The sequence below is a fragment of the Streptomyces sp. SID5469 genome, from assembly GCF_009862865.1.
GTDB classification, from domain to species: Bacteria; Actinomycetota; Actinomycetes; order Streptomycetales; family Streptomycetaceae; genus Streptomyces; species Streptomyces avermitilis.
Genome location: NZ_WWIN01000001.1, coordinates 247,049 through 273,346, shown reverse-complemented (window position 1 = coordinate 273,346; position 26,298 = coordinate 247,049). Strand labels below are relative to the sequence as shown.

The window sequence follows — 26,298 nt, the reverse complement described above, 5'->3', positions numbered from 1 at the left end:
ACGAGAGGCGGGGATGAGATCGAGACCCGCGTCCGCGCGCTCGTCGACGAGCTGCTGCCCAGCTGATCCGTGCCCGGCCGAGCCCCTGCTCGGCCGGGCCGGCACTTGACCTTCAAGTCGGGTCGAAGGTTTACCGTCGGCGGTGTGACGACCTACCGCATCTCGCAGCTGGCCGAACGCTCCGGCGTACCGGCCACGACGCTGCGCTTCTACGAGGACGCCGGCCTGCTGCCCGCCGACCGCACGCCGTCCGGGTACCGGGTGTACGGCGAGGACGCGGTGGAGCGCCTGGCCTTCATCTCCTCGGCCAAGCTGCTCGGCCTGGCCCTGGAAGAGATCCGCGAGCTCCTCGACGTCCGCGAGGAAGGGGTGTGTGCGTCCGTACGAGCGCGGATGCTGCCGCTGGCCGCGGACCGGATCGCGGAGACCGACGGCCGGATCGCCGAGCTCCGCGCGTTCTCCGCCCACCTGGCCGGTGTCCACACCGAGCTGTCGGGGCCGGCGCCCTCAGGGGCGTGCGGTCCGGACTGCGGCTGCACCACGACCAGCCCGGTGGCGGCCGGGCCCGTACCGATCACGTTGTCGCCCACCCGCCCGAGCCGGATCGCCGAGCCGTGGCGGGACACCCCGGTGGCGTGCACGTTGGGCGGCGCAGAGCTGGGCGTGCGCACCGAGCAGTGGAAGCAGCTGGTCAGCAAGGCGGAAGAGCGCGAGGAGATCCCCGACGGAGTACGCCTGTCCTTCCCTGCCGGGGCCGAGCTGGCCGGCGAGGTCGCGGCGCTCGCCGCGGCGGAACAGGGCTGCTGTGCGTTCTTCGACTTCACCCTGCACCTGACTCCGGCCGCTCTCCAGCTGGAGGTGCGGGCCCCCGAGTCCGCCGCCGGGATGCTGGCGGACCTCTTCGGAGCGACCGTATGACCGCATCCTCTCCCCGCCCGTCCCGGCCCTGGGGCACGCTCGGCGCTGGCGCGGCCGCGCTCGCCGCCTGCGCTGTGTGCTGCGCGGGCCCGATCCTGGCTGTCCTCGGCGGCATCGGCGTCACCTCCGCGATCGGCGCCCTGTGGATGCCCGCCCTGGCGGTGCTGGCCGTGGCTGCCGGACTCGGCGTCCTGGTCGTACGGCGCCGAAGCCGGGCGGCGTCCTGCCGCACGGCCCCGGCACCGGCCGACCTCGGCATGCCGACCCTCGGCCCGCCCCCGGACGAGGCCGGGAGTAGGACCGCTCGCTGAGCGGGCAAGCTCAAGACGGCGAGGCCGCGTGCTCATCAGTTAGTGAACGTATGCGGCAAGGGGGGCCCGTGTTTGCCGAGGGCCGGTTCGGTGCGTCATTCGGGTTGCTGTGCCGGATCCGGTGTTGACCGTCGCCAAAACGCCTGGCGGGTCCTCCGACGGCGCTGTCCTATGCCACCCGGGTGAGTCCGCGCCTGCCGAATGGCCTACTTGAGTGCTTTAGGCAGGCGCAGAGGCCCCTTGCTGCTTACCGTCACCCGAGGAACAACTCCCGATCTTCGCCATTCCGGGTCGGAGGGGTGAACCGGACAGAGGGTTCGAAGACTTAGCGGCACCGTCACCGGAGAAGGGGTGCCCGGATGCCCAGGAGGTCGGTAATGGCGACGCGAGAGCTGCGGGTTCGCCGGACACGAAGCCGGACCCGCCGTACTGCCGGGGCCTGCCTGCTCGTCGCGGGGTGTGTCATCACAAGCAGCGTGCCCTCGGCCTCGGCGAGCCCGCAAGGGGGCGCCCGCCTGTGCGCGACGGAGCCCTTCCCCCCATCGGAAAGCACTCCGCCCCCGATCCTGTCGGGCAGCGATGTGTGGAGTTTCGTCTCCGATCCGGCCCTTCACCCCATGCGGGTGAAGGTGACCGCGAACAAACCGGGGACGGCGCGCGGAGACATCTTCGTCGCCCCGTTCAGCGCGGACCAGATGGTCGGCCAGACCGGAGCACTGATTAACGACAACTCCGGCGATCCGGTGTGGTTCCGCCCACTGCCCTCCACGAACCTCCAGAACGCCGACTTCAAGGTCCAGACCTATTACGACGGCCGCAGGGACCGGGGACAACCGGTGCTGACCTGGTGGCAGGGCACCCTCGCGCTTCCCCCGGCGTATACGAACCTGCCGGCCGGTGCGCCCGAACAGGGCGGGTGCTACTACATCTACGACAGGCACTACCGCCTGCTCAAGACGGTCTTCGCGCATCACGGCTGCTACCCGGACGAGCACGAATTCACCCTGACCCGCAGGGGCACCGCGCTGTTCATCGCGTCCAAGCCCGTGCCCATGGATCTCACCCCCTACGGAGGCCCGAAGAACGGAGCCATCGAGAACAGCGAAATCCAGGAGGTCGACCTCGCCACGGGCAGACTCCTCTTCTCATGGAACGCACTAGACCACCTCGACCCCGCGGATTCCGAGGAGCCGGTCTCCAGTGCGTCGTCGTCCGACGGGGTCTGGGATGCCTTTCACATCAACTCCGTCGACGAGGGTCCTGACGGCCGACTGCTGATCTCGGCCCGGAACATGTGGGCGATCTACGACGTCACCAAGAGATCCGGAAGGATCCGCTATCAGATCGGAGGAAGGAAGAGCGACTTCACCTTCGGCCCGAACGCGGACTTCTACTGGCAGCACGATGCCCGATTCCGGCCAGGAAACCGGATCAGCATGTTCGACGACGGCTGCTGCGACCTTCCCGACGGCACCCCCGAACAGGTGTCGCACGGCCTGATCCTCAACCTCGACGTCCGCAGCCGGAAGGCAACCGTGGACAGGACCTACTACCACCAGCCGCCGCTGGAGTCACCGACCCAGGGAAACACCCAGGCCCTTTCCAACGGCAACGAATTCATCGGATGGGGCCAAAGCCCGTACTACTCGGAGTACGCGGGTGCGGGGAACACCCAGGGCAACGGCTTGCAGAACCTGCTCTACGACGCGAAGCTGCCGGGCTCCAACATCTCGTACCGAGCGTTCCGGAACGAATGGATCGGCACGCCGTACTACCCACCGAGTACCGCGGCACGGTCCGACGGCGGACACAGCGTCGTCTACGCCTCCTGGAACGGCTCGACGCAGACCAGAGCATGGCGGGTACTCGCCGGATCCGACCCCCACTCCCTGTCGGTCGTTGTCAGACGCGCCCCACGCTCCGGATTCGAGACAGCCATCACCACGAACGCCCCCGGACCGTACTTCCAGGTAAAGGCGCTTAATGCGCAGGGCAAGGTCCTTGGGACCTCCCACGTCGTGACCCTCTCCAGCCGACAGTCGACGAGGGACACCAAGAGGTAGTCGCGGCAAGGGACAAACAGAGCCAGCTCGTTGTCCGGCTCTTTACGCCGCAGCCGGTACTTCCTCTTCCGTCTCGAACTCGACGTCTAGGTGCGGGTCGAACGCGACCGGTCGCGCGGTCAGCTCCGTGGTGGCGTAGGTGCCGAACCGCATGATGTGGTCGGTCAGGTACGGGCTGATTGCGGCCAGGTCCTCCCCGGTGAACAGATACGCCTTCTCCCGCGACCTGCTGCCAGTGACGACCAGCTGCTCGCGCCCGTCCGCCACGACCTCGACCATTGCCTCGACTAGCTTGATCTTTAACCCGTGCGGCGGGGTCGTGGGGTGGTTGACTTCTTCGTTCGCTGCTTCGCCGATGGTGTTTTGCGCGGTGTGTGCACGTCGTGGCGGGGTGTGGGCCGGGTGTTCTTTCGGCCTGGTGGCCGTCCGGGGCCGGGGCGGGAGTGTTTCGGTGCTTGGGCCGGACAGGCGGCTTGTGGGCGGATGTGCCGAAAGTCGCGGCGGACTCGGGCGGGGGTGAGCCTGTCCGGTGAGGTTGGTCTCTCCCAGGGCCGACGTAGGTCGGCTGCCAGCGGGCGGGCGAGCCGCAGTTGGGTGTAGGCGGCGAGGATTAGCCAGGTCCACCGGTCGGCTGCCTCGGGGGTGCGGATCTCGGGGAGGTCCAGCCGAGGGTCTGTTTGAACAGGCGGAAGGTGTGCTCGATGTCGAAGCGTCGCAGGTATGCCTGCCAGAGACGGTCGGCGTCCGCCGGTGTGGCATCGGTGCCTGACCACCACAGCCAGACCGGCTTGGGTGTTGCTCCGCTGGGCAGGTGGGCGATGTCCAGGCGGATGACCGTCCCTTCGACGATCGGGAGGGTGCCGTCGGCGGCTGCCCAGGAGGAACGGTGGGTCAGTTTGGGGTGGAGCCGGTTCCATGAGCGGGCGGTGGCTTGGCCGTAGAGGCGTGTGTCGGTGACGGTTTCGGTGTCCGGGGTGTCCCAGGTGTCGGGCTGTCCGAAGACGAACTCGCCGCCGTGCCGGGGTGGCCGGCCCTGAGTGTGCGGCAGCCGGGGTGGGACAGCCCTGCGCAGGACGCGGTCGGAGCGCATCCGGGCCAGCACCTGCACGGGCAGGTCCCTCAGGAGGAAGCCTAGGCGGGGTGCGTCGTATCCGGCGTCCGCGACGATGAGGATGTCCGGGTCGCCCGTCTGCCACTGCCCCGCGGTGATCAGCCGCTGAAGCAGATCGCGCAGCTGCCGGGCGGTGACGGTGGCGGTGTCGTCCCCGGGCGTCAGACGCAGTGCGTCCAGCGGCGCGGTCCATGAGCTGCGGCCGGGCTCGAGCGCGCAGACGATCGAATAGGGCCAGCCGGGGACGGGGATGTGCTGGTCCTTGCCCCGGCCGTAGGTGTGGCACAGGATCCGCTGTGGTGAGGTGTGGGCGTCGGGCCGCAGCCAGCAGGTGACATCGACGGCCAGGACCAGCCGGCCGTCGGCAGCCCGTGGCAGTGGGACTTCGGCCAGTGCCCGCCGCAGCCGGCCGGCATCGATGCGTCCACGGGCCAGGGCGGCGTAGAGGCCGCCATGGCCTCGGCGGTGTTCACCCACCAGCGACAGCTCGGCCAGCGACCTCACCGGTCCGTCGCCACACAGAACGGCATCGGCCAGCTCGAACAACGCGTCCGAACGAGCGGTCAGACAGGAGTAGAACTCGCCCCGGAAGCATGACAGTTGCGCCAATGCCTCCGATCGGGAGTCGTGATGCAGCAGACTCATCCTCACGGCCTTCGTGCTGGACGTGTGTGTTCCTTGGTCGGAGCACATGTTCAGCTGAAGGCCGTTTCCGTGTACGCCGGTTACCGAACCGAGTGATCAAGTTCGACGCACCATTCGACGCCGGATGTTAAAGACCAAGCTAGTAGGGCTTGGTCAGGTTCGGAGTGGGGTGGGTATGTCGCGGTGGCAGGTGGGGCAGGCACCGGCCCAGAGAGCGAGGAGTGTCTGCAGGTCGCGGATGACCTGGTAGAGGCTCACTCCTCCGCCGCGTCTTTTGGGTCTTGCGCCAGTCGTTGCAGGGTGCAGAAGGCGTGGGCGGCGGAGACGAGGGTGACGTGGTGGTGCCAGCCGTTCCAGGTGCGGCCTTCGAAATGGGCCAGCCCGAGGGCCTGTTTCATCTCGCGGTAGTCGTGTTCGATGCGCCAGCGCAGTTTGGCCAGCCGCACCAGTGTGGCCAGCGGCATCCCGGAGGGCAGGTTCGACAGCCAGAACTGCACTGGTTCGGGTTCGGTAGCAGGCCACTCGGCCAGCAGCCAGCGTTCGGGCAGCTCCGGGCCGTCGGTGCTCTGACGGACCCCGCGTCCGGCGGGTCGCACGCGTAGGGCCACGAACCGCGAGTGCATGCGTTTGAAGCCGCTGACCGACTTGCCGGGCCGGGAGCCCTCCCGCCAGGAAACCGCCCTGGCAGCCGCCCGTCCCGCTGCGGTGACCAGGTCTTTCATGGTCTGTGCAGGCTCGGGATACTGCATTGCCGGTGGCCGTCCGCTGCCCGCATAGGCGGGCTGGACAGGCCGGGCGTCGGCCGGATGAGCGGTGTGGCGGGAGGAAATACCCACCGCATAGGGCAGCTTGCGTTCCTCCAGGCCGTGGCGGAAGGCGGTGGCATCGCCGTAGCCGGCGTCCGCGACGACCAGGGGAATGTCGATGCCCCACGACCGGGTCTCGTCGATCATGTCCAGGGCCAGCTGCCACTTCTCCACATGGCCCACCCGGTCGGGGACACCGCAGCGGGTGCGGCGGGCGACCTTGTCCGGGTCCGCCTCCGAAGACATCGGATCCCAGGACGCAGGCAGGAACAGGCGCCAGTTCACCGCGGCCGAGGCGTGATCCCGGGCCAGATGCAGCGACACCCCGACCTGGCATTTGGTGACCTTGCCCGCGGTGCCGGTGTACTGCCGGGACACACACGCCGAGGCGTCCCCGTCCTTCACAAAGCCGGTGTCATCGACGATCAACGCCTCCGCCCCGATCGCGTCCTGCATCCTCCAGGCCAGCCGGGCCCGCACATGCGCCGGATCCCACGGGCTGGAGGTGATGAAGTGCGCCAGCGCCTGACGATTGCCGTCCTCACCAAGGCGGGCCGCCATCGGCTCCACCGACTTGCGCCGCCCCTCCAGGAGAAGCCCCCGCACATACGCCTGCCCCCACCGCCGCTGATCCGCACGAAAGAACCCGTCGAACAACTCCGCCGCGAACGCCTCAAGATCCTCCCGGACCGAGGCCATCTCCTCAGGTGTCACACCACTCCAACGACGCTCACAGAGCAGTAGACACGCATGCGCAAGTGAAGATGACCAAGCCCTACTAGGGCTGGGAAGCCCGGCGTGGCAGGTCCCCATCGGGAAGGGACCTGTAGGTCACCGCGGAGGACGGCGGAAAGGGAGCACCCCACCCGGGCGCAACTGCACGATGTGGAACACGGAAACCCCGTACGGGTCCGGCCTCGTCAGCCGGTAAGCCGAAGGTAACGGAGGTCGAACCCCCGTGCGGGAACAGGATGGTCCAAGAAGCGAACGCCACCAGGGCGAAAGCCCAGGGGAAACGGCCGCCGACCAGGAGTCCCCACCTGGCGGCTCATAACCCGGTGGACACCAGCCTGTGGCTGGAGCCGAAAGGCGGCTGACGTGGACCAGGTAGGCCATGAAGAGACGATGGGCAAGCACTTGTACCGAGGCGCAAGTTGGACTGAAGGGAGGCTGCGGTGACCGAACTGGCCATCGCCGAACCCCGGATGAACGGACCCGAGGGCGACACCGAGTTCTGGCACAGCATTGACTGGAGTCGAGAAGAGACGTCTGTAAAGCGGCTGCGTCAGAGGATTTTCAGGGCTGCCCGCGAGGGTGACATGAAGCAGGTGCGCAACCTGCAAAAGCTGATGCGGCGGTCCAGGGCCAACACGTTGACGAGTGTCAGGCGGGTCTGCCAGGTCAGCACCGGCAAGAAGACGGCGGGAATCGATGGGCAGAAGGCTTTGTCTCCGGAGAAGCGGGGGAAGACGGCGCGGCAGATACTTGCTGACCCCATGTCCCACCCCCAGCCTGTGCGTCGTGTGTACATCCCGAAGGCGAACGGCAAGAGGCGCCCTCTGGGTATCCCGGTGATCCGGGACCGGGTCGACCAGGCCAGGTTCAAGAACGCTCTTGAACCGGAGTGGGAGGCCAGGTTCGAGGCCAGGAGCTACGGCTTCAGACCAGGCCGGGGAGCTTGGGACGCCATAGAGATGATCTTCAATGTCGCTGGGCGGAGGACCGCCAAGCGACTATGGGTCCTCGACGCCGACCTGTCAGCCGCCTTCGACCACATCAGTCATCAGCACCTCATGGACTCCGTCGGCCTGTTTCCGGGACGACGGCAGATCCAGCAATGGCTGAGGGCTGGGGTCATGGAGGACGGGCGGTTCGTCTCAACGCCTGAAGGCACCCCGCAAGGCGGCGTCATCAGCCCGCTGCTGATGAACATCGCACTCCATGGGATGGGAGAGGTCATCGGGGCGAACCGCCCTTGGAACGCCAAGACGACCTCGCCGACTCTGGTTCGATACGCCGACGACTTCGTGGTGTTCTGCACCACGGAGAACGAGGCGATCAAGGCCAAGCAGGACCTTGCCGCATGGCTCGAACCCCGTGGTCTCTCCTTCAACGAGGAGAAGACCAGGGTGGTTCACCTCTCCAGCGGGGTGGACTTCCTCGGGTTCAACGTCGGCAGGTTCCGCCAGAAACTGATCATCAAGCCGAGCCGGGATGCCCTGCAGAGAGCCCGGAAGAGGATCAGTACCACGGCCAGGGAGAACAGCGGCTCGCCCACTGAAAGCCTGGTCAGGGCGCTGTCACCGTTCGTACGTGGCTGGTCCACGTACTACCGGACTGTCTGTTCGAAGGAGACCTTCAACCTACTGGACGCCCACACCTTCGAGGTCCTGAAACGCTGGGCCATGCGACGGCATCGCCGCAAACCCTGGGGATGGATCAAACGGAGGTACTGGGGCACGTTCCAGCCAGGCAGGTCCAGCAAGTGGGTGTTCGGCACCCCCGAGCACTACTTGCCGCAAGCCTCCTGGATGCCGATCCAGCGACACACCTTGGTCAAGGACGACGCGTCGCCCGATGATCAGGAGCTGGAAGAGTACTGGGGGAACCGTCGACGCAAGCGGATACAGGCCGTGGGAGAGCCCAAGAAGATCCTCTCCCTCGCCTACCGTCAGCGGGGGCTCTGCCCCAGGTGCGGACTGGATCTGATCGACGGAGTCGGGTTCGACCCGGACGACGTTCAGGACTGGGCCAATTGGTTCACGGGGAGCCTCCGGGCGATTCACGTGCATCATCTGACCTACCGCAGCAAGGGCGGCAGCGACCACCCGAGCAACCTGGAGCTGATCCACACGACCTGTCATCGCCAGGCACACGCTGGCGACCGGAAGTATGACGCCCACCGGCGGCCACAGGCCAGCTTGAGCCGGATGCGGGGATGACTCGCACGTCCGGTTCTGAGGGGGCTCCGGTGCAGCAATGCCCCGGAGCTACCCGACTGCTCACGGTAGTCAACGAAGAGGGAACGACGTCACACGGTTCCCTGATCGACGACATCGTCAGGGAGGGCGCGAGGCGGATGCTGGCCGCCGCACTGGAAGCTGAAGTCAACGCCTATATATCCGAGTTGGCCGATCAGCGGGATGAGCGCGAGCACCGTCTGGTTGTCCGCAACGGCTATCACCAGGCGAGGAAGGTCACGACCGTGGCCGGGGCCGTCGAGGTGAAGGCCCCGCGGGTGAACGACAAGCGCGTCGATGAGTCCACCGGCGAGCGCAAGCGGTTCTCCTCGGCGATCCTGTCGCCGTGGTGCCGCAAGTCCCCGAAGGTCAGCGAGGTGCTTCCCCTGCTCTATCTGCACGGCCTGTCCTCTGGCGACTTTGTGCCCGCCCTTGAGCAGTTCCTCGGTTCGACGGCCGGCCTCTCACCGGCGACGGTCACCCGGCTCACCCAGCAATGGCAGGCCGATCACGCGGCGTTCGGCGAGCGTGATCTGTCCGCCAGCGACTATGTCTACGTATGGGCCGACGGCATTCACCTGCGCATACGCCTGCGGGAGGCGAAGTCGTGCGCGTTCGTGCTGGTGGGCGTGCGCGGGGACGGCACCAAAGAGCTGATCGCCGTGAAGGACGGTTACCGCGAATCCGCCGACTCGTGGGCCGACCTGCTGCGGGACTGTGCACGCCGGGGCATGCGCGCTCCCGCCCTCGCCATCGGGGACGGCGCGCTCGGGTTCTGGAAAGCCCTGGCCGAGGTGTTCCCCGAGGCCCGGCTCCAGAGGTGCTGGGTTCACAAGATCGCCAACGTCGCGAACGCCCTGCCGAAGTCCGCCCAGCCCGGCGCGAAGAAGGCCCTGCAGGAGATCTACAACGCTGAGGACCGCGACCACGCGCTCAAGGCCGTCGCCGAGTTCGCCAAGACTTACGGCGCGAAGTTCCCCAAGGCGGTCAAGAAGATCACCGACGACGTCGACGAGCTGCTGGCGTTCTACGACTTTCCCGCCGAGCACTGGGTCCACCTGCGGACAACCAACCCGATCGAGTCGACTTTCGCCACTGTCCGTCTGCGGACCAAGGTCGCCCGGGGCGCCGGCAGTCCGGCCGCCGCCCTGGCCATGGTCTTCAAGCTCGTCGAGTCCGCACAGCAGCGGTGGCGAGCCGTGAACGCTCCCCACCTCGTCGCCCTCGTCCGCGCCGGAGCCCACTTCGAACGCGGCCTCCTGGTCGAGCGACCGACGGCCGCAGCGTGATGCATGAACGACGTCGGGAGGGGCGGTCTTGGTCGCGAAACAACCGCGGCTACGTTCTGCTCAAGGTGGACACCGTCGAGGACGACGCCTGGATGTCCCAGCCAGAAGCCGCCCGCCGCCTGGGCGTCACACTCATCCGGGTTGGGATGCTCATTGCCAACCGCCGTCTGATACCGGCGGAGAACCGGGCTGGCCAGGCTGGAGTCATAGCCGCCAGCGTTCAGGCCGAGGAAACCTGGCGAGCGAACGCGAGTAGGAGGGCGAAGTTCGCCCGCCTCCTGAAGGACACGATCAACTGGTTCTGATCACTGATCCACAAGTCTTGACAATAGCTCCCCGGATGGTTTTCACGAAGGACGGACTGGAGATGCGGGAGCCGTCGTATTCGCCGAATCCCGCGTGCAGGACAAGCCGCAACTGCGGCAGGAGATAGCCGGTGCTGCATGTGACGTTGGGCCAGTCCTCAGCCATCATGCGATCCAGCTCGGACAGCAGGAAGGCTCCCACCGTGCGCATGTCCGCTGCCCCGGTGAACAGAAGCAGGCTCTCGTCGTTGTCCTGCTCTTCTCCGTAGGCCACCAGTCCCTGACTGCCAACCTGGCGCAAAGCCTGTTCCACATAGGACTGCACCAGACGCCGACCGGGATGCACCGAGGCAGCCTGGCCAACCCAGTTGAGCAGGCCGATCAGCACAGGGACGACGACCCTGACCTTGGCGGCGGGAAAGCCCGGGGCCTCCTCGTCCGTACGCGTCGGGCCCGCCGGACCGCCTACACCACCGAAGATCAGATAGTGGTGGATGATGTTGTTGTCACCAGTCACGGCGATTTCAACGTCGCCGCCGACTGCGATAGCGCGCTCGCCCGAGGCCTCAACCGAAGGTGGCGCCGACGGCGCAGGGTTAGACTCCACACGACTCTCTCTTTCGGCCATGTACACGCCCCCGGGCGCCGACAGCGAAAAGGCGTGACCCGGCGAAGACTTGGCCAGCCTAGGGTGTGCGCCGCGCCGTAGACGGCGGCCAGTTGCACGCCGCCGGTGGGCGATCGGTGTCAGGCGTTGACTGGTATCCAGGACAGATGGCAGCTGCGCAGACTCTCGCCCATCAGGGGCTCGATGTCGGTGAGGGCCGCGCCCAGGCACTCCAGCGCGTCGGCGCTGATGCGATGGACGGTCTCCTCATCCCGCTCGGCGTCCGCCGAGGCGCCAGGCATGCGCATCGTGGACACCTTGTGAACGGGATCGTATGACCACAGGCCGGCGCGCGGTGAGGTGTGGTCCAAAGACTGCGGGCGGTGACGGTGGTAGTCCATGCCGCGCCGTTGTTCCAACGCGGAAAACCTCGGGTCGACTTGCAGCAGGCAGAGCCGCGCCACAAGGTCCTGCAGCGAGGTGAGGCCGCTTGCCTCGGCTGCTGCTGGCAGCAACGTGGACCAGACGTCGCCTGTGGGGGAGAACGTCAGCCAGGCCTCCTTGAGATCGGTGCCCGGAGGGAAGCCCTGCGCCTTCTTCAGCCGTTTCGCCTGGTTTACCTCGTAAGCGGCAGCGGGGTGGCACAAAACGGTCCGCAGCACGAGGTTGGCCAGCCCGTGCGCAGCACCGAGAACGAAATGAGTACTCATCTCGCACAGGGCGCGCACCGCCATCCGCCGGCTGTGCTCCAGGACGGCCGCTTGCCGTGGATCATGGATGGCGGCGGTCCGTTGGTGACGCTGTGCGTCCTGTTCCGCGGCCCGGGCCAGGGCGAGTTGTTCTCCGATGCTGCCCATCAGCCCGTGGATTTCCACCACCCGGTTGATCAGCGGCCCGTAGCCCGTAACGCCGGCCTGCCTCAGACTCTCCTGCGAAGCCCAGCCCACTTGGGCTCCGCGACTGCTGAAGGCCTGCCAGCGCATTGCTACCGCCTCCACGGCCTCGCGCGGGTCGACGGGTGCCGCCTCGTCCTGCCCACCTGAAGGAGGAGCGAACGAGGAGAAACTCATGGCTGAGGTCCACTCTTGCGTCATCCGTGCAGCGTACGCAGCGGCTAGGACGACCGGCTCAGGAACGGCGGCGGGCCGGACGAACTGGCGCCACGCCAGGTCCTGCGGTCGCCCGCGAGGCACTTCTGCGGAGGATGCCTGGAGGGAAGGGCCATCGCGGGGAGAGACCAGGTGGGCCTCGATCAGCTGGACAGCGGCGATGAGTCCGGTCGGTCGCTCCTGGGAGAGCCACCCGTCGACTGATCGGTTGCCAGGCGGCCCACCAACGCCTTCTGCTCGTTGTGCAGATGCTGCCAGGACGCCTGCTGCTCGTGCAGCCACTGCTGGGTCTGTGCCTCTTCCGGTGCGCCGGGCCACCACACCACGCCTTCGGGCAGGCCGTGGAGATGATGGCGCGTGGCCCAGTAGTACCGCTGCCAGTCCAGGGGCCAGGGCGGGTTCCACCAGGTGTCCAGGGCAGTGAGCTGCCGGCCGAGACGCGTGGGCTGGGTGGCGGTGCGCTGGCGGTGGCGCACTTGGTTGAGCCACTTGCCCAGGGCGAACCCGTCGTGCGAGGTGAGCTGGGAGACGGCCAGGTGGCCATGGCTGGCGGCATAGTCGTGAGTAGCCTCCAGGCCATGCATCACGCTGCGGCGTCGCGCGGGCCAGGCGTGGAAGCGGTCGATCTCGGCGGGTGTGAGGCCGAGCTGGGCAAGCAACTGCTGTTGTTCCGCGGCCAGCTGGGAGTACTCGGCGATCTGGCGGCGCAGCCACCGCTCAAGCCAGCGCGGCAACCCCGCCAGATTGTCACCACCGCTGACGGGGCCGTGGGCGAGAGCGTGAGCACGGGCCCGGTGCCAGGCCCGCTGCCAGCTGATCGGCCAGGGCGGATTCCACCACACGTCCAGTTCCGCCAGCACCCGCACGTACTCAGGCGGCAAGCCGGCAGAAGCGGCGCGCAGATTCGCCAGCCATCGGCCCAGGTCGAACCCATCCTGCGGGGCGTCGGCGTGCGGGACGGCCAGATGCCCATGCCGGGCCACATACCTGCGCGCGTGACCAAGACCATCCTGGAACCGTTCCTCGGATACGGCCTTCAACCCGGCGCCCTGCCCCACGCGCCGAGGCAGCCACAGCTCGGCCCGCCACCCCGTCGACCCGGCGTGCAGTCGGAAGGCGAGTGGGGGAGGTAGCCAAGAGACGCAGCCCCGCCCCCACTTCCGCAGGCTGATGGGCCGCCTGCACCCGCCACATCTCACGGCGTGCCGAACCAGACAGCGACGGCGAGCGGACCTCGCGGGCCAGACCCCTCATCCATGCCTGCAGGGCGCTAGGCTTCTCTGTCAACTCCGCCTCTCCCAGCCAGCCGCGCTCCAGCCGCTCTCCGAGCGCGGTCACGAAACGGCCATTGTGCCGGGACCGGCGGACAAGCGGCCGTTCATCCGTCACCAGCAGTCGCAGGGCCGGATCCACCAATGCCGCCGCCACCGCGACCACCTCGGGGAAGACAACCGCGTCGCGCGCGACCAGCTGCCACCACGCTGCCGGCCACTCCGATGCCACCTCGCTTCTGCGGCTGGTGTCGAGAGTGATCCGCTCAAGGCGCTGACTCCACACCTGCTCCCGCTCCCAGAACGCCTCCTGCTGCCACCACCCGCACACCACCGCCCGCGCCACTGCGAACACAGCCCCCGGCTCCGCACCCGTGCTCGCCGCCCGCCGGGCCGTCCGCGGCCACCGGGCCTGGGCGGCAGCCAGCTCCTGGCACCCGCCCACGTCCAGATACTCCAGGTCGTGGCCATCGCCGACATCCAGTAGCCACCGCCCGTGCCGGGAACACACCCGATTCCACCGTTGCCCGTACCTCCAGACCCGCTGCATCCGGCCGCTGCGCCGGGCGGCACACGGACGGCAGCCGAAAGACACCGGCCCCCATGCCTGAGCTCCCACCCGCCACCGTGCCCATCCTCCTCCGCACGGGCCCGCTCACCGAAGGACGCTGGGCCGGCCGTCCACGACGGCAATGCCCGCGCCAGATGCGCAACTGGGGCCCCGGCCCACGCCGCGACCTGTGCCTGGGCTGTGACGTTCAGGAGCACATCGCCGTCCGGACGGCGGCCGCGCCTCTGGGTGACCGGATTCACCCACTGCCACCACCCCCACGCCAGCAGCTCGCCCACCTCAAGGCCGTAGCAGACGGCGACACGATGCAGGAACGACCATGTCGTCTCGCCCTGTACAGGCACCGCGCCGCCCGGAGCGCACCAGGCGCCGAGCTCGTCATCCTGGAGACCCATTTAGCTCCATCCTCGGCGACGGTGGTCAGGGCATTTGAGTGATCGGCCCAGGTCTGCGGGATATCTGATCGGCCGCCCATCGAGAAACGGCGCACGCAGCCGTGACCTTATGGCGTTTGATGGCGTTGACCGGGCCACCGGAGGCACTCGGGTGAGAAACCGGGACTGACTCGGCGTCACCTCCTGCCGCGAGTGCGTCCGGGAGAGCGTACGGACGGCAAGTCGGCGCGCGTGTTGTCCGCTTCGAGGGCGTCGGCTTGCATCTGGCGGTAGGAGTGGAGGAGTTCGGAGATGACGGCGGGACGGACCTCGGCCGCCGTCACGAGTGCGGCCAGCACCTGCGAACGCGACGTCTGCTCCCCGGCCGCTGCCGCGGCCCGGACCAGGACGTCCAGCCTCGTGTCCACGTCCTCCGGCCAGTCGACCAGCGTCTTGCGTCGTGGACACTGCCACAGCAATTCCACACGTCCCCCTCGCTGACACCAATCTATATTGAATATATATTGACCCCATGGTGACGGTGCTGCAAGAGCGTGCAGAGCAGAGGGTCTTAGACTGCGGCCCGGCGAGGAAGATCCGTGTGGCAGGCCGCACGCTGACGGTGACGCCGGTGTTCGACACCTACTGGCGTTTCGCGGCGGCGCGTCAGAAGGTCTACGAGGCGCGACTGGCCGGGGGAGCGGGGCCGTTCACAGACGATCCGATTCTGCAGCGACACCGCTTCACCAACTGCTTCAGGGCCGCCGACCGGGTCAGCCAGGACCTGATCGGCGGCGTGATCTACCGGGGCGAGCAGGCGTGGGAGGAAGTCTTCTTCCGGACCCTGCTGTTCAAGATCTTCAACAAGACCTCGACATGGCGGCTGCTGAACGGCGCGCTGGGAGAGGTGCGGTGGAACGCCTACGACTACCGGACCTATGACCGGGTGCTCTCCCAAGCGTTCTCTGCCGGGCAGCGGTTGTACTCGGCCGCCTACATCGTGCCCCCGCCGCAGCTCGGCGAGGAGCGCAAGCACCAGAACCACCTGCGGCTGCTGGAGATGATGATGACCGCGGACGCGCCGCAGCGGGTGCTGTCCGCGCCGACGCTGGAGGGCGCCTACCGGGTTCTGCTGGGCTTCCCGGCGATCGGGCCGTTCCTGGCCTACCAGTTCGTGATCGACCTCAACTACGCGGCCGAGATGCCGTTTTCGGAGATGGACTTCGTCGTCCCCGGGCCCGGGGCGCGCGACGGCATCCGCAAGTGCTTCGGGTCGGCGGCTGACGGCATCGAGGCGGAGGTCATCCGCTACATGGCCGACACCCAGGACGAGCACTTCGCCCGCCTGGGCCTCTCTTTTGCGGGACTGCGCGGGCGTCCGCTGCAGCTGATCGACTGCCAGAACCTGTTCTGCGAGGTCGACAAGTACGCCCGGGTCGCCCACCCGGACATCGCCGGGATCAGCGGCCGCAGCCGCATCAAGCAGACCTACCGGCAGCAGGCAGACGCGATGCCGGCCTGGTTCCCGCCCAAGTGGCAGCTCAACGGCCCGCCCGGACACTGAGCGTGCCGCATGCGACGGCGGTGGCCTTGCGCCGGCTGCCGTTATGCCGCGAGGCGGCTGGTGCCGGTCAGCAGCGGGCGCAGCTGTGTGACGGGGCCGTCCAGCCGGGCGTGGCCGGCCATTACGGTCAGGGTTCCGCAGGCCAGTTCGGCCTGCTGGGCGATGTAGGCCAGCAGGCGGCCCAGGCCGAGGTAGTTACCGTAGGCGCGCTCGAACATGAAGTGGCTGCGGTACAGGGCCGCGGCGTGCACCCGCCGGTCGCGGTCCAGCTGGAGGGAGATGTGGCTCAGGCAGGGGAAGCCGATGTAGCTGTTGTCCTTCCCGGCAGTGTGGACCAGCAGATCCGCGCCAGCCTCCTCCTGGTCCGTGGCTGCGGCTATGTCGATCTCGTACGCGGCGGCTATCTTGGTGCCCGCGGCCTGTGTCCGCAGTCGGCTGATGACGGTGCTGAGCTGGTCGATGCCGGTCTTCGACGCCGCAGGGTAGAACACCAGGCGGCCGAAGTACGTGCCGCGGTGGTTGCCCGGGTACCGCTTGATGACTGGATACATCCGTCGGTAGCGCTCGGCGAGGTCATCCGGGTCGGCGCTCCGTGCCGCCAGGGCCGCGGGAAACAGGGTGCTGGCCACGGTCTCCAACGGCCAGAGCCCGCGAGCGGTGCGCAGCCGGTCGAGTTCGGCGCGGAACACCGGGTCGTCGCTCGTCGGGTCGGCGATGCGCACCACCGTGTGCAGGCCGGTCCGGTCCGGGTTGTCCTTGCGGTCCAGCTTGTTGCAGGCGGCGACCCAGGCCTGGGTGACGTCGCGTTCGGTCACGGTGAAGGTGTGCATCAGTCCTCCTGACACATACGGGTGTGGTCCGGGGAGTCGGGCTCAGGCGGGCCAGGTCTCGTCGACCCCGGCACGCGGGGCTTCGCGCACCACAGTCAGCCGCAGCGCGGCGCCGTGCGTCGGCACCGCGACCTCGATCAAGCCCTGTTCGCCCGGCGGAAGTTCGTCGGTCACCACGGCGCTCGCCAACGGCGTCGTACCGTCACTGGTCCACGGCTCCACTCCCTTGGGCAGGACGTCGAAGAGCGCGTTGTCCAGGTGCAGCACCAGCACATCGCCCGCGTCGGCGTGCACCGTCTGCCCCGCGGAGGCTGCTGTGATCACGTGCACCTGGGCCTGCCCGGGTAGCGAGGCCCCGGCCGCCAGTGAGCTGCGCAGGTCGGCAGGAGCGATCTTGGACCACTGGCCAGCCCGGCCGGCATCGAGGAGCCGGAGGTTGACCAGATGGCGTACGGTTCCGGCGTACGACGTACCCAGTTCGCGCGCCACCCGGTAGACGTGCTCGGGATGCGACGGCCGGCTGCCGCAGATCCGCTCCAGGGCTGCCCGCACCGCCGGCAGGGGCATCAGGAACCATGCTGCGAACGCTTCCGCCGTCTTCTCCTCCTCGGGCCAGCTGCCGTTGCCCCAGCGCAGCGCGGGATCGAGCTCCTCATCGGCCGCGGTGCGATGGCCCAGCCGGTGATGCCCCAGCTCATGCGCGGCCGTGTGCCGCTGGGTGATCGCGTTCAGCGAAGCGTTCAGCATCACGGCTGGTCCCTTGTCGGCGGGGGAGAAGTACACGCCGAACAGCCGGGGCATCGGCTGCGCCATCCCGATCACGTCCGCTGCCCCGAGCGCCCGGTGCACGTGGACGTACTGCGTGCGGTCGATGCCGAGGTCGCGGTGCGTCTGGACGGCGGCGATCGAAGCGATCCGGTGTGCCAGGGCCCAGTTCACGCCGTCGGACTCCCGCCCTCGGCGTTCTGATCCTCGCGTTCTGCCGCGCGCCGGAGCGTGAGGTACTCGGCGAACTCCAGCACGGTCCTGGCATCCCCGTCGGTGAGCTGGGCCAGCGCTCGCGGCAGACCGGCCAGCGAGTACTCGCTGGCGTCCGCGTCCTTCTCCTCGGCCAGGAAATAGGCGACCGGCTGCCGGTACAGGCGCGCCAGCTTCTTCAGCTCCAGACTGTCCACACGCCGCTCGCCGCGCTCGATGTCGCTGATGGCCGAGCGGGGGATGCCGGTGGAGTCCGAGACGAACTGCTGAGACATGTTCAAGTAGTCGCGGGTCTTCTTCAGCCGTTCACCGAGCCGCACCAGCTCGGGATCGCGGTCACGGTTGTCGGAGAGGGGAGGGGTCATGACTGCTGCCTTTCTTCGATCGCGTCCAGGACCGCCGCGGCGAATGCCCGCACCGACCCGGTCGCCTGGGCCGCTTCCCGGTCTGCGGGAATGGCGACGTGGTAACGCTCCTCGATGCGCGTGAGGATCTCGACCACCAAGAGGGAGTCCACGGGCAACTCCCGCCCGTCCTGCTCCAGTTCGGAGCGAAGCTCGCCGGGGGAGACGCCCTCGTACTCGGCGAGGAAGTCGATGACGACCGAGGTGATGTCGTCCATGCTCGGTGTGCCTGTGTTCGACAACTCTCCCCAATCGTCTGCATATCCAACGGCGCTGTCGTAGCATACGACACACTGTCGGGAAAGCCAACGGGGCTGTCCCAAGATCAGACAGGCGTGCGTGTGGACTTCAAGCGCTACCAGCAAGCGGCCATCAAAACCCTCCAACCCCCCGCAGAGGGCACCGACCCCGTCCTCGTCCCTCTCCTCGGTCTCGCCGGCGAAGTCGGATCCCTGACCACCGCGTACAAGAAATTCCTGCGCGACGGACCCGCCTTCGAACAGGGAAAACACCAGTTACGCGAAGAACTCGGCGACGTCCTGTGGTACATCGCCGCTCTCACCCACCGCTTCGGACTCGACCTCGACGACGTAGCCGCCGCCAACCTGGAGAAGGTCAAAGACCGCTGGCGCACCACCCCCCAAGAGGAGCACGCCCCCTTCGACGCCGGCTTCCCCGCCCACGAACAGTTGCCCCGGCAGACCTCACTCACCTTCACGCCCACCAAGACCGACGACGGCCGCACCGTCATCGTCCTCACGCGGGAAGACGGGACCCCCGCCGGTGACCCTCTCACCAGCGCCTCCCACGTCGAAGACGGCTACCGCTTCCACGACATCTTTCACCTCGCCCACGCCACGGTGCTGGGCTGGTCCCCGGTCACCCGCTTCCTGCTGGGCCGCAAACGCAAAAGTGACCCCCGCGCCGACGAAGCCGAAGACGGCGGCCGCGCCATCGCCATCGAGGAAGGCATCTCAGCCCTCGTCTTCTCGTACGCCGCCCGCCATCGCTACCTCGCCGACATCAAGCACATCGACCAGGAACTCCTCGCCACCATCGGTCACATGACCGCCCACCTCGAGGTCAGCATCTGCCGTGCCGCGGACTGGGAACACGCCATCCTCACCGGCTATGCCGCCTGGCGCCAGCTCCGCGATCACAACGGTGGCATCGTCCAGCTCGACCTCGACCAGCGCACCCTCACCGTCACCCAGGACTGACACCCCGGCGGTTCGGAACGCCCCGGCCGACGCGTTCCGAACCGCTTCGAACGTGAGCGCGCCGGCCGGTGACAGCAAGGCCGAGGAGACACATCCCACCGGCACGCCGAGCGCGGACGATGCGGGCTGGCTCCATGCAGCGGGCTCACGATGCCGCGTCCTGCGCGTCGTTGTCCGAGTGGTGTGGCTGGACCTGCGTCTGCCGGTGAGTGGCCGTGGCAGGACCGGCAGAAGGCGGGGACGGCGGCATGGAAAGCCGTGTGCCGCCGACATCGCGTCCGGCTCGGAGGAGCTGCGCAAGAACGGCGGCGGCTGCCTTCCGGCGTGCGGGCTGTGTGGACCACACCGCGGGCAGCACGACGCCTGCAAACACAAAGAACACGAGGGCCAGCACGAGAGCCGGGACGGGGGCGGTGAGCCAGGACATGCGCACTCCTCGAAGAAGGCTGGGGTTGTGTCGCATCGACCGTGACGGACGGCAGGCCCGGGCCGGGGTTTCGCTGAAAAGTCCCAAAGCGGACGGTGGTTGGCGCAGGTCACTGCCTACGCTGCCAGAGATCACACTGAATCAGCGTGAATGGCGGGGGTGGGTGCGTGGAGGAGACTTCGGGACCGGTAGCGGTCTTCTGCAAGCTGCTGGGGCGCCTGGTGCGTGAGTGCGGCATCCAGCAAAGCGACCTAGCACGCGCCGTGAACCGCAGCACCGCCGCCATCTCCATGCTGCTCAACGGGCATCGCTCCACCCTGCCTCCCTGGGACGATGTTGCCCGCATCGTGGAGTACTGCCACCAACGGGCAACTACCACCCCGTCGGCCGGACTCGCCTCCGACCTGGCCTACTGGCGCCACCGCCACCGCGAGGCGGAAACCGATGCCGACCACGCGCCACCGCGGCCACGCGCCGCTAAACCGCCCGCTCTGCCACCCGCCCAGACCATCCCCGACGTCCCCGACGACTTCGTCAGCGCCGTGGGCGTCCTCATCGGAGAAAGGACGGGCTTCGACCGGCTGGCCGCAGAACTACTGGAGCCACTGAAGCTGCACGGTGCCGTCGTCACCGACCTGAACGCCGTGCTGGAAGGATTCGCCGACCGGGTAGGGGCCAGCTGCGGCACCACCCGAACCGCCCTGCTGCGCGCAGCCGATCTGGTCACCCTGGTAACGGCGTTCTGCGAGACCGTGGCCGCCTCCGGCATCCGCTACACGACAGAACTCGGGCACGAGCAGGCCGATCTCACCAGCGACGTGGTGGCCGAACTGGAGCGTGTCACCCTGGGATCGCAGCGGGTGAGGCATCCCGCCGACCTGCGTGCGGAAATCGCCGCCGCCTACGCCTACGCGGCCGACACCGTATGCGACGAAAGCGGCGTAGGCGGCCAGCAGCCGGACAAGCTCGCGCACCGCGCCTGGCGCCGCTACGAAGCCCTGCTGGCCCAGGTGACGTGGGAATGCCCCGAACTGCGCCTGACCTCCGAGACGCAAGACCCGCCCGAAGCCCTGGACCCGTCCGAGCCTGTGACACCGGACGTTTCATCTAGCCGGGGCCTCGCCGGGTTGTCCCGGCTGTTGGAGACCTTCGCCCAGGACAACGGCGCCCCTACCCCGGCGCACCAGCAGCAACTCCGTGCCCCTCTGGCCCAGGTCGAGGAGTCGGGCCCGCGCATCCCCGACTTGGAGGCCGGCTACATCAACCCCGCCTTTCGCGTGGCCGGCCGCTCAGGTGACCGTGCCCTGGCCCGTGACGACTGGTGGGAAGTCCAGCCGCTGTGGGACGACCTGGAGGACTTCCTCGCAGCCCATCTGCTCACCGAGGACGCCACCCGTGCGCCGCTGCTGATCCTGGGCCATCCGGGATCTGGCAAGTCGCTGCTGACCAAGCTGATCGCCGCCCGGCTGCCCGCGGCGGAGTTCTTCTGCCAGCGCGTCGAACTGCGTCACCTGCCCGCAGACCTGGGCGTCCAGGAACAGCTTGAGGAGGCCGTGCTGCGCTCCACCGGCCGCCGCACACCCTGGCCCGACGTCACCGACCCGGACACAGGCGTCGTCAGAGTCGTCCTCCTGGACGGCTTCGACGAACTGCTCCAGGCTGCGGCCGATCACATGGATCCCGCACGCCACTTCGCCTACCTGCAAAGCGTGCAGCAGTTCCAGCAGCGCGAGGCCGACCAGGCACGCCCCACGATCGTGATCGTCACCAGCCGCACCGTGGTCGCCGACCAGGCCCTGACCCCGCATCCCAGCACCGTCATCCGCCTGGAACCCTTCGACGCTGACCGCATCCGCGGCTGGCTCCACGTCTGGAACACCACCAACCGCCGCTACTTCTCCACCCACGCCCTGCAGCCCCTCACATGGGATGTGGTGGGCCGTCACGAAGAACTCGCCGGCCAGCCGCTGCTGCTGCTCATGCTCGCTCTCTACGACGCCTCCGGCAACGCTCTGCATTTGCTGCACGGTGAGGACATCCAACGCCTGGGCCTGTACGAGCGGCTCCTGACCGAGTTCGTGCGCCGCCAGGTGACCAAACACAACGCCCTGCCGGCCGACACCGAAGCCGCCCGCGTCGCCCACGAACTGCAGCGCCTGTCCGTCATCGCGATCGGCATGTTCAACCGCCACCGGCAAGGCATCACCGCCACCGACGCCGAAAACGACCTGGCTGCCCTGCTCGACCCCGCTCCTGCCGACGCCACGCCACTGCTGTTCGGCCGCTTCTTCTTCATCCACGAAGCTCAGGCCATCGTCACCGGCCACGAACGTAGAGCCTACGAATTCCTGCACGCCACCTTCGGCGAATACCTGCTGACCCGCCTTGTCACCGGCGAACTGCGCCATCTCCTGCCCACCACCAGCCCGGACAGCGACCACCCCGTCGACGACGGCCGGCTGTACGCGCTGCTCTCCCACGTCCCGCTCACCGACCGGGCCGAAGTCGTACGCAACACCAGCGAACAACTCACCCGCCTCACCCAGGCACAGCGCGAGCATCTGACCTCGCTGCTGACCAGTCTCTTCAACCAGACGCCCGGCGACACCCACCACCGCACCCACGTGCCGTACCGCCCTGCCCTCACGCACCGCACCCAGCAAGACGCCGTCTACAGCGCCAACCTGCTCCTGCTGGCCGTCTTGGCCCACCCCACTCTCCGTGCCTCCGCCCTTGTGGGCAGCCGCAACACGGTCGACTGTTGGCGCCGCCACACCCTGCTGTGGCGCTCGCAGTTCAGCGACGGATCCTGGGACGCCTTCACCCGCGCCCTGGCCGCCGAGCCCTTCACCGATCCCGCCACCGGCCGCAGAGACCTACTGGTGGGGCTGTCCACGCACCAGCCCGAACAAGAACTCGCCTGGACCGTGAACCTCGCCACCCGAGACGACACCACGGCACAGACCTTCCAGCATCTCGATGGCACCGCTCCAGCCGGCCTGTACCGGCCGGCGGCCTTCACCTACGACCTCGGCGCACAGCACGTGCTGCATGCTGTGGCACCGGTCCTGCACCAGATGCCCGCAGCCCTGGAGACCTACCACGGGGTCGACCGCACCCGCAGCCTGTCCCTCGCACATGCGCTGATCTCCCTGCTGTACCGGCCCGCCAACGATCCCGGGCCGCCCGGCACCCCCTACGCCGAACTCCTTCTGATGCTGCGGAGCCTGTCCGGCGACGGGCGCCTGCTGGCCGCGGACATCCTGGGACGCCATCTTCTCCACGCCGCCGCCGACCTGCCCGCGGCCACCGTCATCGACATCCTCGACCAGCTGACCACCATCCAGTTCACCAGCGCCGGCGGTCTGTCCGCCCGGACCTGGTTGGTCCTCGCCCAGTGCGTCAGCGACCTCGCCGGACGCCCGGACATCCCGCACGTTCAACTGGGCCGGATCACACGCCGCTTCGGCGCCGATGCACCCGCCCTCGATGCCAGCGGCGACCCATTGACCCGACTGCTCTGCCTGTTCACTGAGGCCCAGACCAGCACCATGTGGCACGCTGCAGACCACCCACCGGGCCAGGCCGTGCTTACCGAAGGCATCACTCTGCTGGAGCGCATCCCCCACCCCAGACCGCCCCAAGCCGTGGTCGGCCTGCTCCGCTTGGCTCGCGATCTCGGCGCCGACGACTGGCTCGCCCAACACGCCGAGCCGTTGCTGAAGACACTCACCCATGACGGACTGCACCGCCTGCGCCCCACCGACGTCGACTGGCTGCAGCCCCTCGTACACGACGCGAGCCTCCTGGACGAGCTGAACCTCGTCACCCGCCGCTGGCGCCAGCAGTGACAGGTCGGCACAGGTGCACGTGTCCGTTGCTCAGGTTCACCAGACGACTCCCGGCGCAGGACCGCAGGACCGTGCGCGGGCGCTGTCGTTGGCCCGACCGGCGGCGCCACGGCCTCCACTCACCCGGCGGGGCCCCTCAGCCTAGTCAGCCGCGGTCCGGTGGGGTGGAACGGCCGAACAGGTCGTCGAAGAAGATGGTGCCAGCGGCATTACCGGAAGGCCCGGCCGGCGGCCGGGTTGTCGGAGAAGGCGGTGTTCACCGCCTCACAGACCGTGTCTTCGTCGTTGGCGAGCAGGGCCTGCCACCACTGTTCGGCCTCGGAGGCCATCCGTTCACGGACCGCATGCAGACGTGCTGTCTCCGCGGTCAGGTATGCGGGCGCATCCTGCTGCGCGCGTTGTTTGGCGGCAGCCCGTTCGGCACGGGCCAGCCGCCCTACCCCCTGGAGGTGGAAGGTCTGGGCCTCGGCGAGCGCGCCCAGGGCAGGCCCAATTGCGGAGCGTCTGGGATCAAGGGGGGGGTGCGCGACGGGGAAGCGCCTTCACCTGCTAGAAGCTGACAGGCCGGGCCGCCGGTCGGCGCCTTAATGCCCCGCGTCACTCCCAGGGGTGACGGCGGACCGGCTCTGCGCACACACGGCCATCTGTGATGGCTTGCGTTTCACGAGATGTCCGCGCAGGGCCGAGCATGGTGTGACCTATGCCACGAGCCCGGCGATTCTTGAAAAGGGTACTTTCACGCGTGCCTCTGTCGCCGCAGCTCACGGTCCACCTTCGAACGTGTGAACCTGAATCGCAATCACATTCCGTTTATGGAGAAGATCGCAGAGTCACAATTTCCGAGGGTCGCATGAGTTTCAGGCCCCGAAAAACGACAGGGTGATCCATGAGGGCCCGATGCAACTGGGCACTCGCGCGGGCAAGTTGGCCCGCGTAAGGACACCGCCGGCCTCACGACGAGGACCGGCGCTCGCATCTCCTGGAGGACCGTATGGGCAACGGCGACGTCAGCACTGACGTATCGCCCCAGGACGGCGGCCATGGCCAGCCCGTCCAGGCCCCTCCCGCCCTGCCCCTCGACTTCGAGGGCTTCTACCTGGGGCACCAGGAGTTCTTCCACGACTTCTCGGAGATCCACCTCGGCAGCCGACGGGTGGCCGAACAGGTGGTCCACCAGGTGTTCCTGGAGATCCTCGGAGGCTGGGACGAACTGCTGCAGCAGGGTGACCTCGAACAGCAGACGCTCTCCGTACTGCACCGGTGCGTCACCCGCCGCCTCGAAGAGGACGGACGCTCGCCGGCGTTCCTCATCAACGGCCCGATAGCGAAGAACCTCGAAGCGGTCCGCAGTCAGCTCGAGCTCAGCAACAGCGCAGGCGGCCTGTACGAGGCGATCCTGGAGCTGCCCACCCGCCAGTTCACCGTGATCGTCCTGCGCCACCTGCTCGGCTACCCCACCAAACGCATCGCCCGCTACATGGGACTGGACTCGCGCACCGTCGACTATCACGGCCGGAAGGGCAAGGAACGCCTGCGTATCCGGCTGGGCCTGCCGACCGCTCCCGGCAAGGACAAGAAAGGGGCAGGACAGTGACCGCCATCGACGACCTCCTGGCCGACGCCCGCATCCCCACCACGCGACGCGAGGGCTTCGATGTGGGTGCCGCCCTGCGCCGCCTCGCCGCCGACGCGGCCGCCGCCGCAGCCAAGCCGAACCCGGACATGGTCCGCGCCGCCCAGGCCGGACAGCGGCTGTCCGTGGTGTGCCGTTGGATCCTCAACAAGCCCGACGCCGCTGACCACGTCGACCGCCTCGCCCAGGAACCCGAAACCCCCGCCGACGACGGCCATCTGGACGTCGACGGCGCCCTCGTCTTCGCGTGCCTGCTCTACCTGACCGAACACCGCGAGAGCGCCCAGTTCTGGTGGCAGCTCGCCGCCGGGGCCGGCCACCGCGCCGCCGCATATTGCCTGCACCTGCACCACCTTGCCCTGGGTGAGGTGCGGGAGGCGCGGCACTGGCTGCACGAGGTCACCGACGACGTCCTCGACTCGGAAGCACCCGACAGCGCCTTCCTCGCCACTTTGGAGGCCGTCGCGATGTACGTCCGCAGGACCGGCTCCAGCCTCGCCGGCGCTCCCACCGGGGGACTGGAGATGGAGGTCGACCGCCTGGCTACCGCGAAGGCCGACTCCTGCATCATCGTCCAGCGTCCCGGCAGGCGCCTCGCCGACCTGATGCACGACTTCACCCGGCGCTGACCGTGAGGGCTCGCCGTCACATCTCCGGAGAGCGCACGTGTCCGCTCCCGATCGATTGCGCCTGGAGGAGATCAATGCTGCTCGGAGCAGATCAGAGCTGGTGTAGACCGGTATGCCCCACGTCGGTGACATCGGTCACAACTGCCCTTCTGCGAGGGGAATTGACCGCTGGTTGTTCACGGATGACCATCGGAGGCTGCGAAGCGGGCAAAGGCCCCATACGGGCGGTGGCATTTTTTTGGCCCCCCGCTACTGCGGGGGGCCTGCAGGAGCACTCAGGCCTTGAGATGTCTCCCTGCTCCGGCCAGTTGGCGCTGACCGCAGCCCCATGGTGTCTTGCCATGGGAGTCGTGTGGAGCGGTCGCGGGACACCGCTGAAGAACTCCAACAACCAAATTATACCTCTGACCTGCAGAAATGAG

The 26,298-nt window shown here is 68.0% G+C and carries 21 protein-coding genes and 1 pseudogene; 11 read left to right on the top strand and 11 right to left on the bottom strand.

Features of this window, described 5'->3' with window-relative positions:
* Positions 1-144 precede the first annotated feature (144 nt).
* From GTY58_RS01190 to GTY58_RS01180, 3 genes are all read left to right on the top strand, one after another.
* Positions 145-918 carry a heavy metal-responsive transcriptional regulator gene (locus tag GTY58_RS01190; protein ID WP_037652979.1) on the top strand — a complete coding sequence of 258 codons (774 nt, stop codon included), beginning with the start codon at positions 145-147 and terminating at the stop codon, positions 916-918.
* Positions 915-1,229, top strand: a complete 315-nt coding sequence (locus tag GTY58_RS01185) for a hypothetical protein (RefSeq protein WP_174879196.1) — start codon at positions 915-917, stop codon at positions 1,227-1,229. Before GTY58_RS01190 ends, GTY58_RS01185 begins: the two co-directional genes overlap by 4 nt.
* Before the next feature lie 629 nt (positions 1,230-1,858).
* A complete protein-coding gene (locus GTY58_RS01180) occupies positions 1,859-3,292 on the top strand; it encodes an arylsulfotransferase family protein (protein ID WP_244905190.1) in 1,434 nt (477 codons plus the stop codon).
* Between the two features lie 42 nt (positions 3,293-3,334).
* On the opposite strand, the gene GTY58_RS40065 is transcribed toward GTY58_RS01180, so the two are convergent.
* The 3 genes and pseudogenes from GTY58_RS40065 to GTY58_RS01165 form a co-directional block, all read right to left on the bottom strand.
* Positions 3,335-3,571, bottom strand: a complete 237-nt coding sequence (locus GTY58_RS40065; RefSeq protein WP_010981665.1) for a transposase — start codon at positions 3,569-3,571, stop codon at positions 3,335-3,337.
* A gap of 20 nt (positions 3,572-3,591) precedes the next feature.
* Positions 3,592-5,048 (bottom strand): annotated as a pseudogene (locus tag GTY58_RS01170) (NF041680 family putative transposase).
* Positions 5,049-5,302: 254 nt separating this feature from the next.
* On the bottom strand, positions 5,303-6,553 hold the full coding sequence (locus GTY58_RS01165) for an IS701 family transposase (protein ID WP_037644659.1): 1,251 nt from the start codon (positions 6,551-6,553) through the stop codon (positions 5,303-5,305).
* Positions 6,554-7,029: 476 nt separating this feature from the next.
* Here GTY58_RS01165 and ltrA point away from each other — a divergent pair, with 476 nt between their 5' ends.
* The 3 genes from ltrA (at position 7,030) to GTY58_RS01150 (ending at position 10,408) form a co-directional block, all read left to right on the top strand.
* Positions 7,030-8,796: a group II intron reverse transcriptase/maturase gene (gene ltrA / locus GTY58_RS01160; protein ID WP_010981662.1), complete on the top strand. Its 1,767-nt coding sequence runs from the start codon at positions 7,030-7,032 to the stop codon at positions 8,794-8,796.
* Positions 8,797-8,852: 56 nt separating this feature from the next.
* The gene (locus GTY58_RS01155) at positions 8,853-10,103 is read left to right on the top strand and encodes an IS256 family transposase (RefSeq protein WP_107082937.1); all 1,251 of its coding nucleotides are present in this window, start codon (positions 8,853-8,855) and stop codon (positions 10,101-10,103) included.
* A 65-nt stretch (positions 10,104-10,168) separates the two neighbouring features.
* Complete coding sequence (locus GTY58_RS01150) at positions 10,169-10,408, top strand: DNA-binding protein (protein WP_242432094.1); 240 nt, start codon at positions 10,169-10,171, stop codon at positions 10,406-10,408.
* On the opposite strand, the gene GTY58_RS01145 is transcribed toward GTY58_RS01150, so the two are convergent.
* From GTY58_RS01145 to GTY58_RS01135, 4 genes are all read right to left on the bottom strand, one after another.
* Entirely contained in the window at positions 10,395-11,036 is a 642-nt protein-coding gene (locus tag GTY58_RS01145; RefSeq protein ID WP_137951557.1) for a hypothetical protein, read from the bottom strand. The two genes, GTY58_RS01150 and GTY58_RS01145, sit on opposite strands and share 14 nt — an antisense overlap.
* A 119-nt stretch (positions 11,037-11,155) precedes the next feature.
* Entirely contained in the window at positions 11,156-12,109 is a 954-nt protein-coding gene (locus GTY58_RS39290) for a hypothetical protein (RefSeq protein WP_137951558.1), read from the bottom strand.
* Between the two features lie 158 nt (positions 12,110-12,267).
* The gene (locus GTY58_RS01140; protein ID WP_255253749.1) at positions 12,268-13,182 is read right to left on the bottom strand and encodes a helicase associated domain-containing protein; all 915 of its coding nucleotides are present in this window, start codon (positions 13,180-13,182) and stop codon (positions 12,268-12,270) included.
* 1,355 nt (positions 13,183-14,537) lie between these two features.
* Complete coding sequence (locus tag GTY58_RS01135; RefSeq protein ID WP_010981658.1) at positions 14,538-14,825, bottom strand: hypothetical protein; 288 nt, start codon at positions 14,823-14,825, stop codon at positions 14,538-14,540.
* A gap of 47 nt (positions 14,826-14,872) precedes the next feature.
* On the opposite strand from GTY58_RS01135, the gene GTY58_RS01130 reads away from it, so the two are divergent.
* A complete protein-coding gene (locus tag GTY58_RS01130; protein ID WP_010981657.1) occupies positions 14,873-15,904 on the top strand; it encodes a nucleotide kinase domain-containing protein in 1,032 nt (343 codons plus the stop codon).
* A gap of 41 nt (positions 15,905-15,945) precedes the next feature.
* Here GTY58_RS01130 and GTY58_RS01125 read toward each other — a convergent pair whose 3' ends face one another.
* The 4 genes from GTY58_RS01125 to GTY58_RS01110 are packed head-to-tail and all read right to left on the bottom strand — an operon-like array spanning position 15,946 to position 18,334.
* The gene (locus tag GTY58_RS01125) at positions 15,946-16,734 is read right to left on the bottom strand and encodes a hypothetical protein (protein WP_037650995.1); all 789 of its coding nucleotides are present in this window, start codon (positions 16,732-16,734) and stop codon (positions 15,946-15,948) included.
* 42 nt (positions 16,735-16,776) lie between these two features.
* Positions 16,777-17,673 carry an ImmA/IrrE family metallo-endopeptidase gene (locus tag GTY58_RS01120; RefSeq protein ID WP_010981655.1) on the bottom strand — a complete coding sequence of 299 codons (897 nt, stop codon included), beginning with the start codon at positions 17,671-17,673 and terminating at the stop codon, positions 16,777-16,779.
* Positions 17,670-18,077, bottom strand: coding sequence for a helix-turn-helix transcriptional regulator (locus tag GTY58_RS01115; RefSeq protein ID WP_010981654.1), 408 nt, complete (start codon positions 18,075-18,077; stop codon positions 17,670-17,672). The genes GTY58_RS01120 and GTY58_RS01115 overlap by 4 nt, the downstream gene beginning before the upstream one ends.
* Positions 18,074-18,334, bottom strand: a complete 261-nt coding sequence (locus tag GTY58_RS01110) for an acyl carrier protein (RefSeq protein ID WP_010981653.1) — start codon at positions 18,332-18,334, stop codon at positions 18,074-18,076. Before GTY58_RS01110 ends, GTY58_RS01115 begins: the two co-directional genes overlap by 4 nt.
* A gap of 117 nt (positions 18,335-18,451) precedes the next feature.
* On the opposite strand from GTY58_RS01110, the gene GTY58_RS01105 reads away from it, so the two are divergent.
* The 4 genes from GTY58_RS01105 to GTY58_RS01090 all read left to right on the top strand — a co-directional run bounded on the left by GTY58_RS01105 (position 18,452) and on the right by GTY58_RS01090 (position 25,876).
* Entirely contained in the window at positions 18,452-19,336 is an 885-nt protein-coding gene (locus GTY58_RS01105; protein ID WP_010981652.1) for a nucleoside triphosphate pyrophosphohydrolase family protein, read from the top strand.
* Positions 19,337-19,930: 594 nt separating this feature from the next.
* On the top strand, positions 19,931-23,614 hold the full coding sequence (locus GTY58_RS01100) for an ATP-binding protein (RefSeq protein ID WP_010981651.1): 3,684 nt from the start codon (positions 19,931-19,933) through the stop codon (positions 23,612-23,614).
* Positions 23,615-24,605: 991 nt separating this feature from the next.
* A complete protein-coding gene (locus GTY58_RS01095) occupies positions 24,606-25,208 on the top strand; it encodes a sigma-70 family RNA polymerase sigma factor (RefSeq protein ID WP_010981649.1) in 603 nt (200 codons plus the stop codon).
* Entirely contained in the window at positions 25,205-25,876 is a 672-nt protein-coding gene (locus GTY58_RS01090; protein WP_010981648.1) for a hypothetical protein, read from the top strand. The genes GTY58_RS01095 and GTY58_RS01090 overlap by 4 nt, the downstream gene beginning before the upstream one ends.
* The last annotated feature ends 422 nt before the right edge of the window (positions 25,877-26,298 follow it).

Coding starts and splice junctions, on each gene's coding strand:
- GTY58_RS01185 (WP_174879196.1), top strand. CDS start 915: ATGACCGCATCCTCTCCCCGCCCGTCCCGGCCCTGGGGCACGCTCGGC.
- GTY58_RS40065 (WP_010981665.1), bottom strand. CDS start 3,571: ATGGTCGAGGTCGTGGCGGACGGGCGCGAGCAGCTGGTCGTCACTGGC.
- GTY58_RS01165 (WP_037644659.1), bottom strand. CDS start 6,553: ATGGCCTCGGTCCGGGAGGATCTTGAGGCGTTCGCGGCGGAGTTGTTC.
- GTY58_RS01145 (WP_137951557.1), bottom strand. CDS start 11,036: ATGGCCGAAAGAGAGAGTCGTGTGGAGTCTAACCCTGCGCCGTCGGCG.
- GTY58_RS39290 (WP_137951558.1), bottom strand. CDS start 12,109: ATGACGCAAGAGTGGACCTCAGCCATGAGTTTCTCCTCGTTCGCTCCT.
- GTY58_RS01130 (WP_010981657.1), top strand. CDS start 14,873: ATGGTGACGGTGCTGCAAGAGCGTGCAGAGCAGAGGGTCTTAGACTGC.
- GTY58_RS01125 (WP_037650995.1), bottom strand. CDS start 16,734: ATGCACACCTTCACCGTGACCGAACGCGACGTCACCCAGGCCTGGGTC.
- GTY58_RS01115 (WP_010981654.1), bottom strand. CDS start 18,077: ATGACCCCTCCCCTCTCCGACAACCGTGACCGCGATCCCGAGCTGGTG.
- GTY58_RS01110 (WP_010981653.1), bottom strand. CDS start 18,334: ATGGACGACATCACCTCGGTCGTCATCGACTTCCTCGCCGAGTACGAG.
- GTY58_RS01095 (WP_010981649.1), top strand. CDS start 24,606: ATGGGCAACGGCGACGTCAGCACTGACGTATCGCCCCAGGACGGCGGC.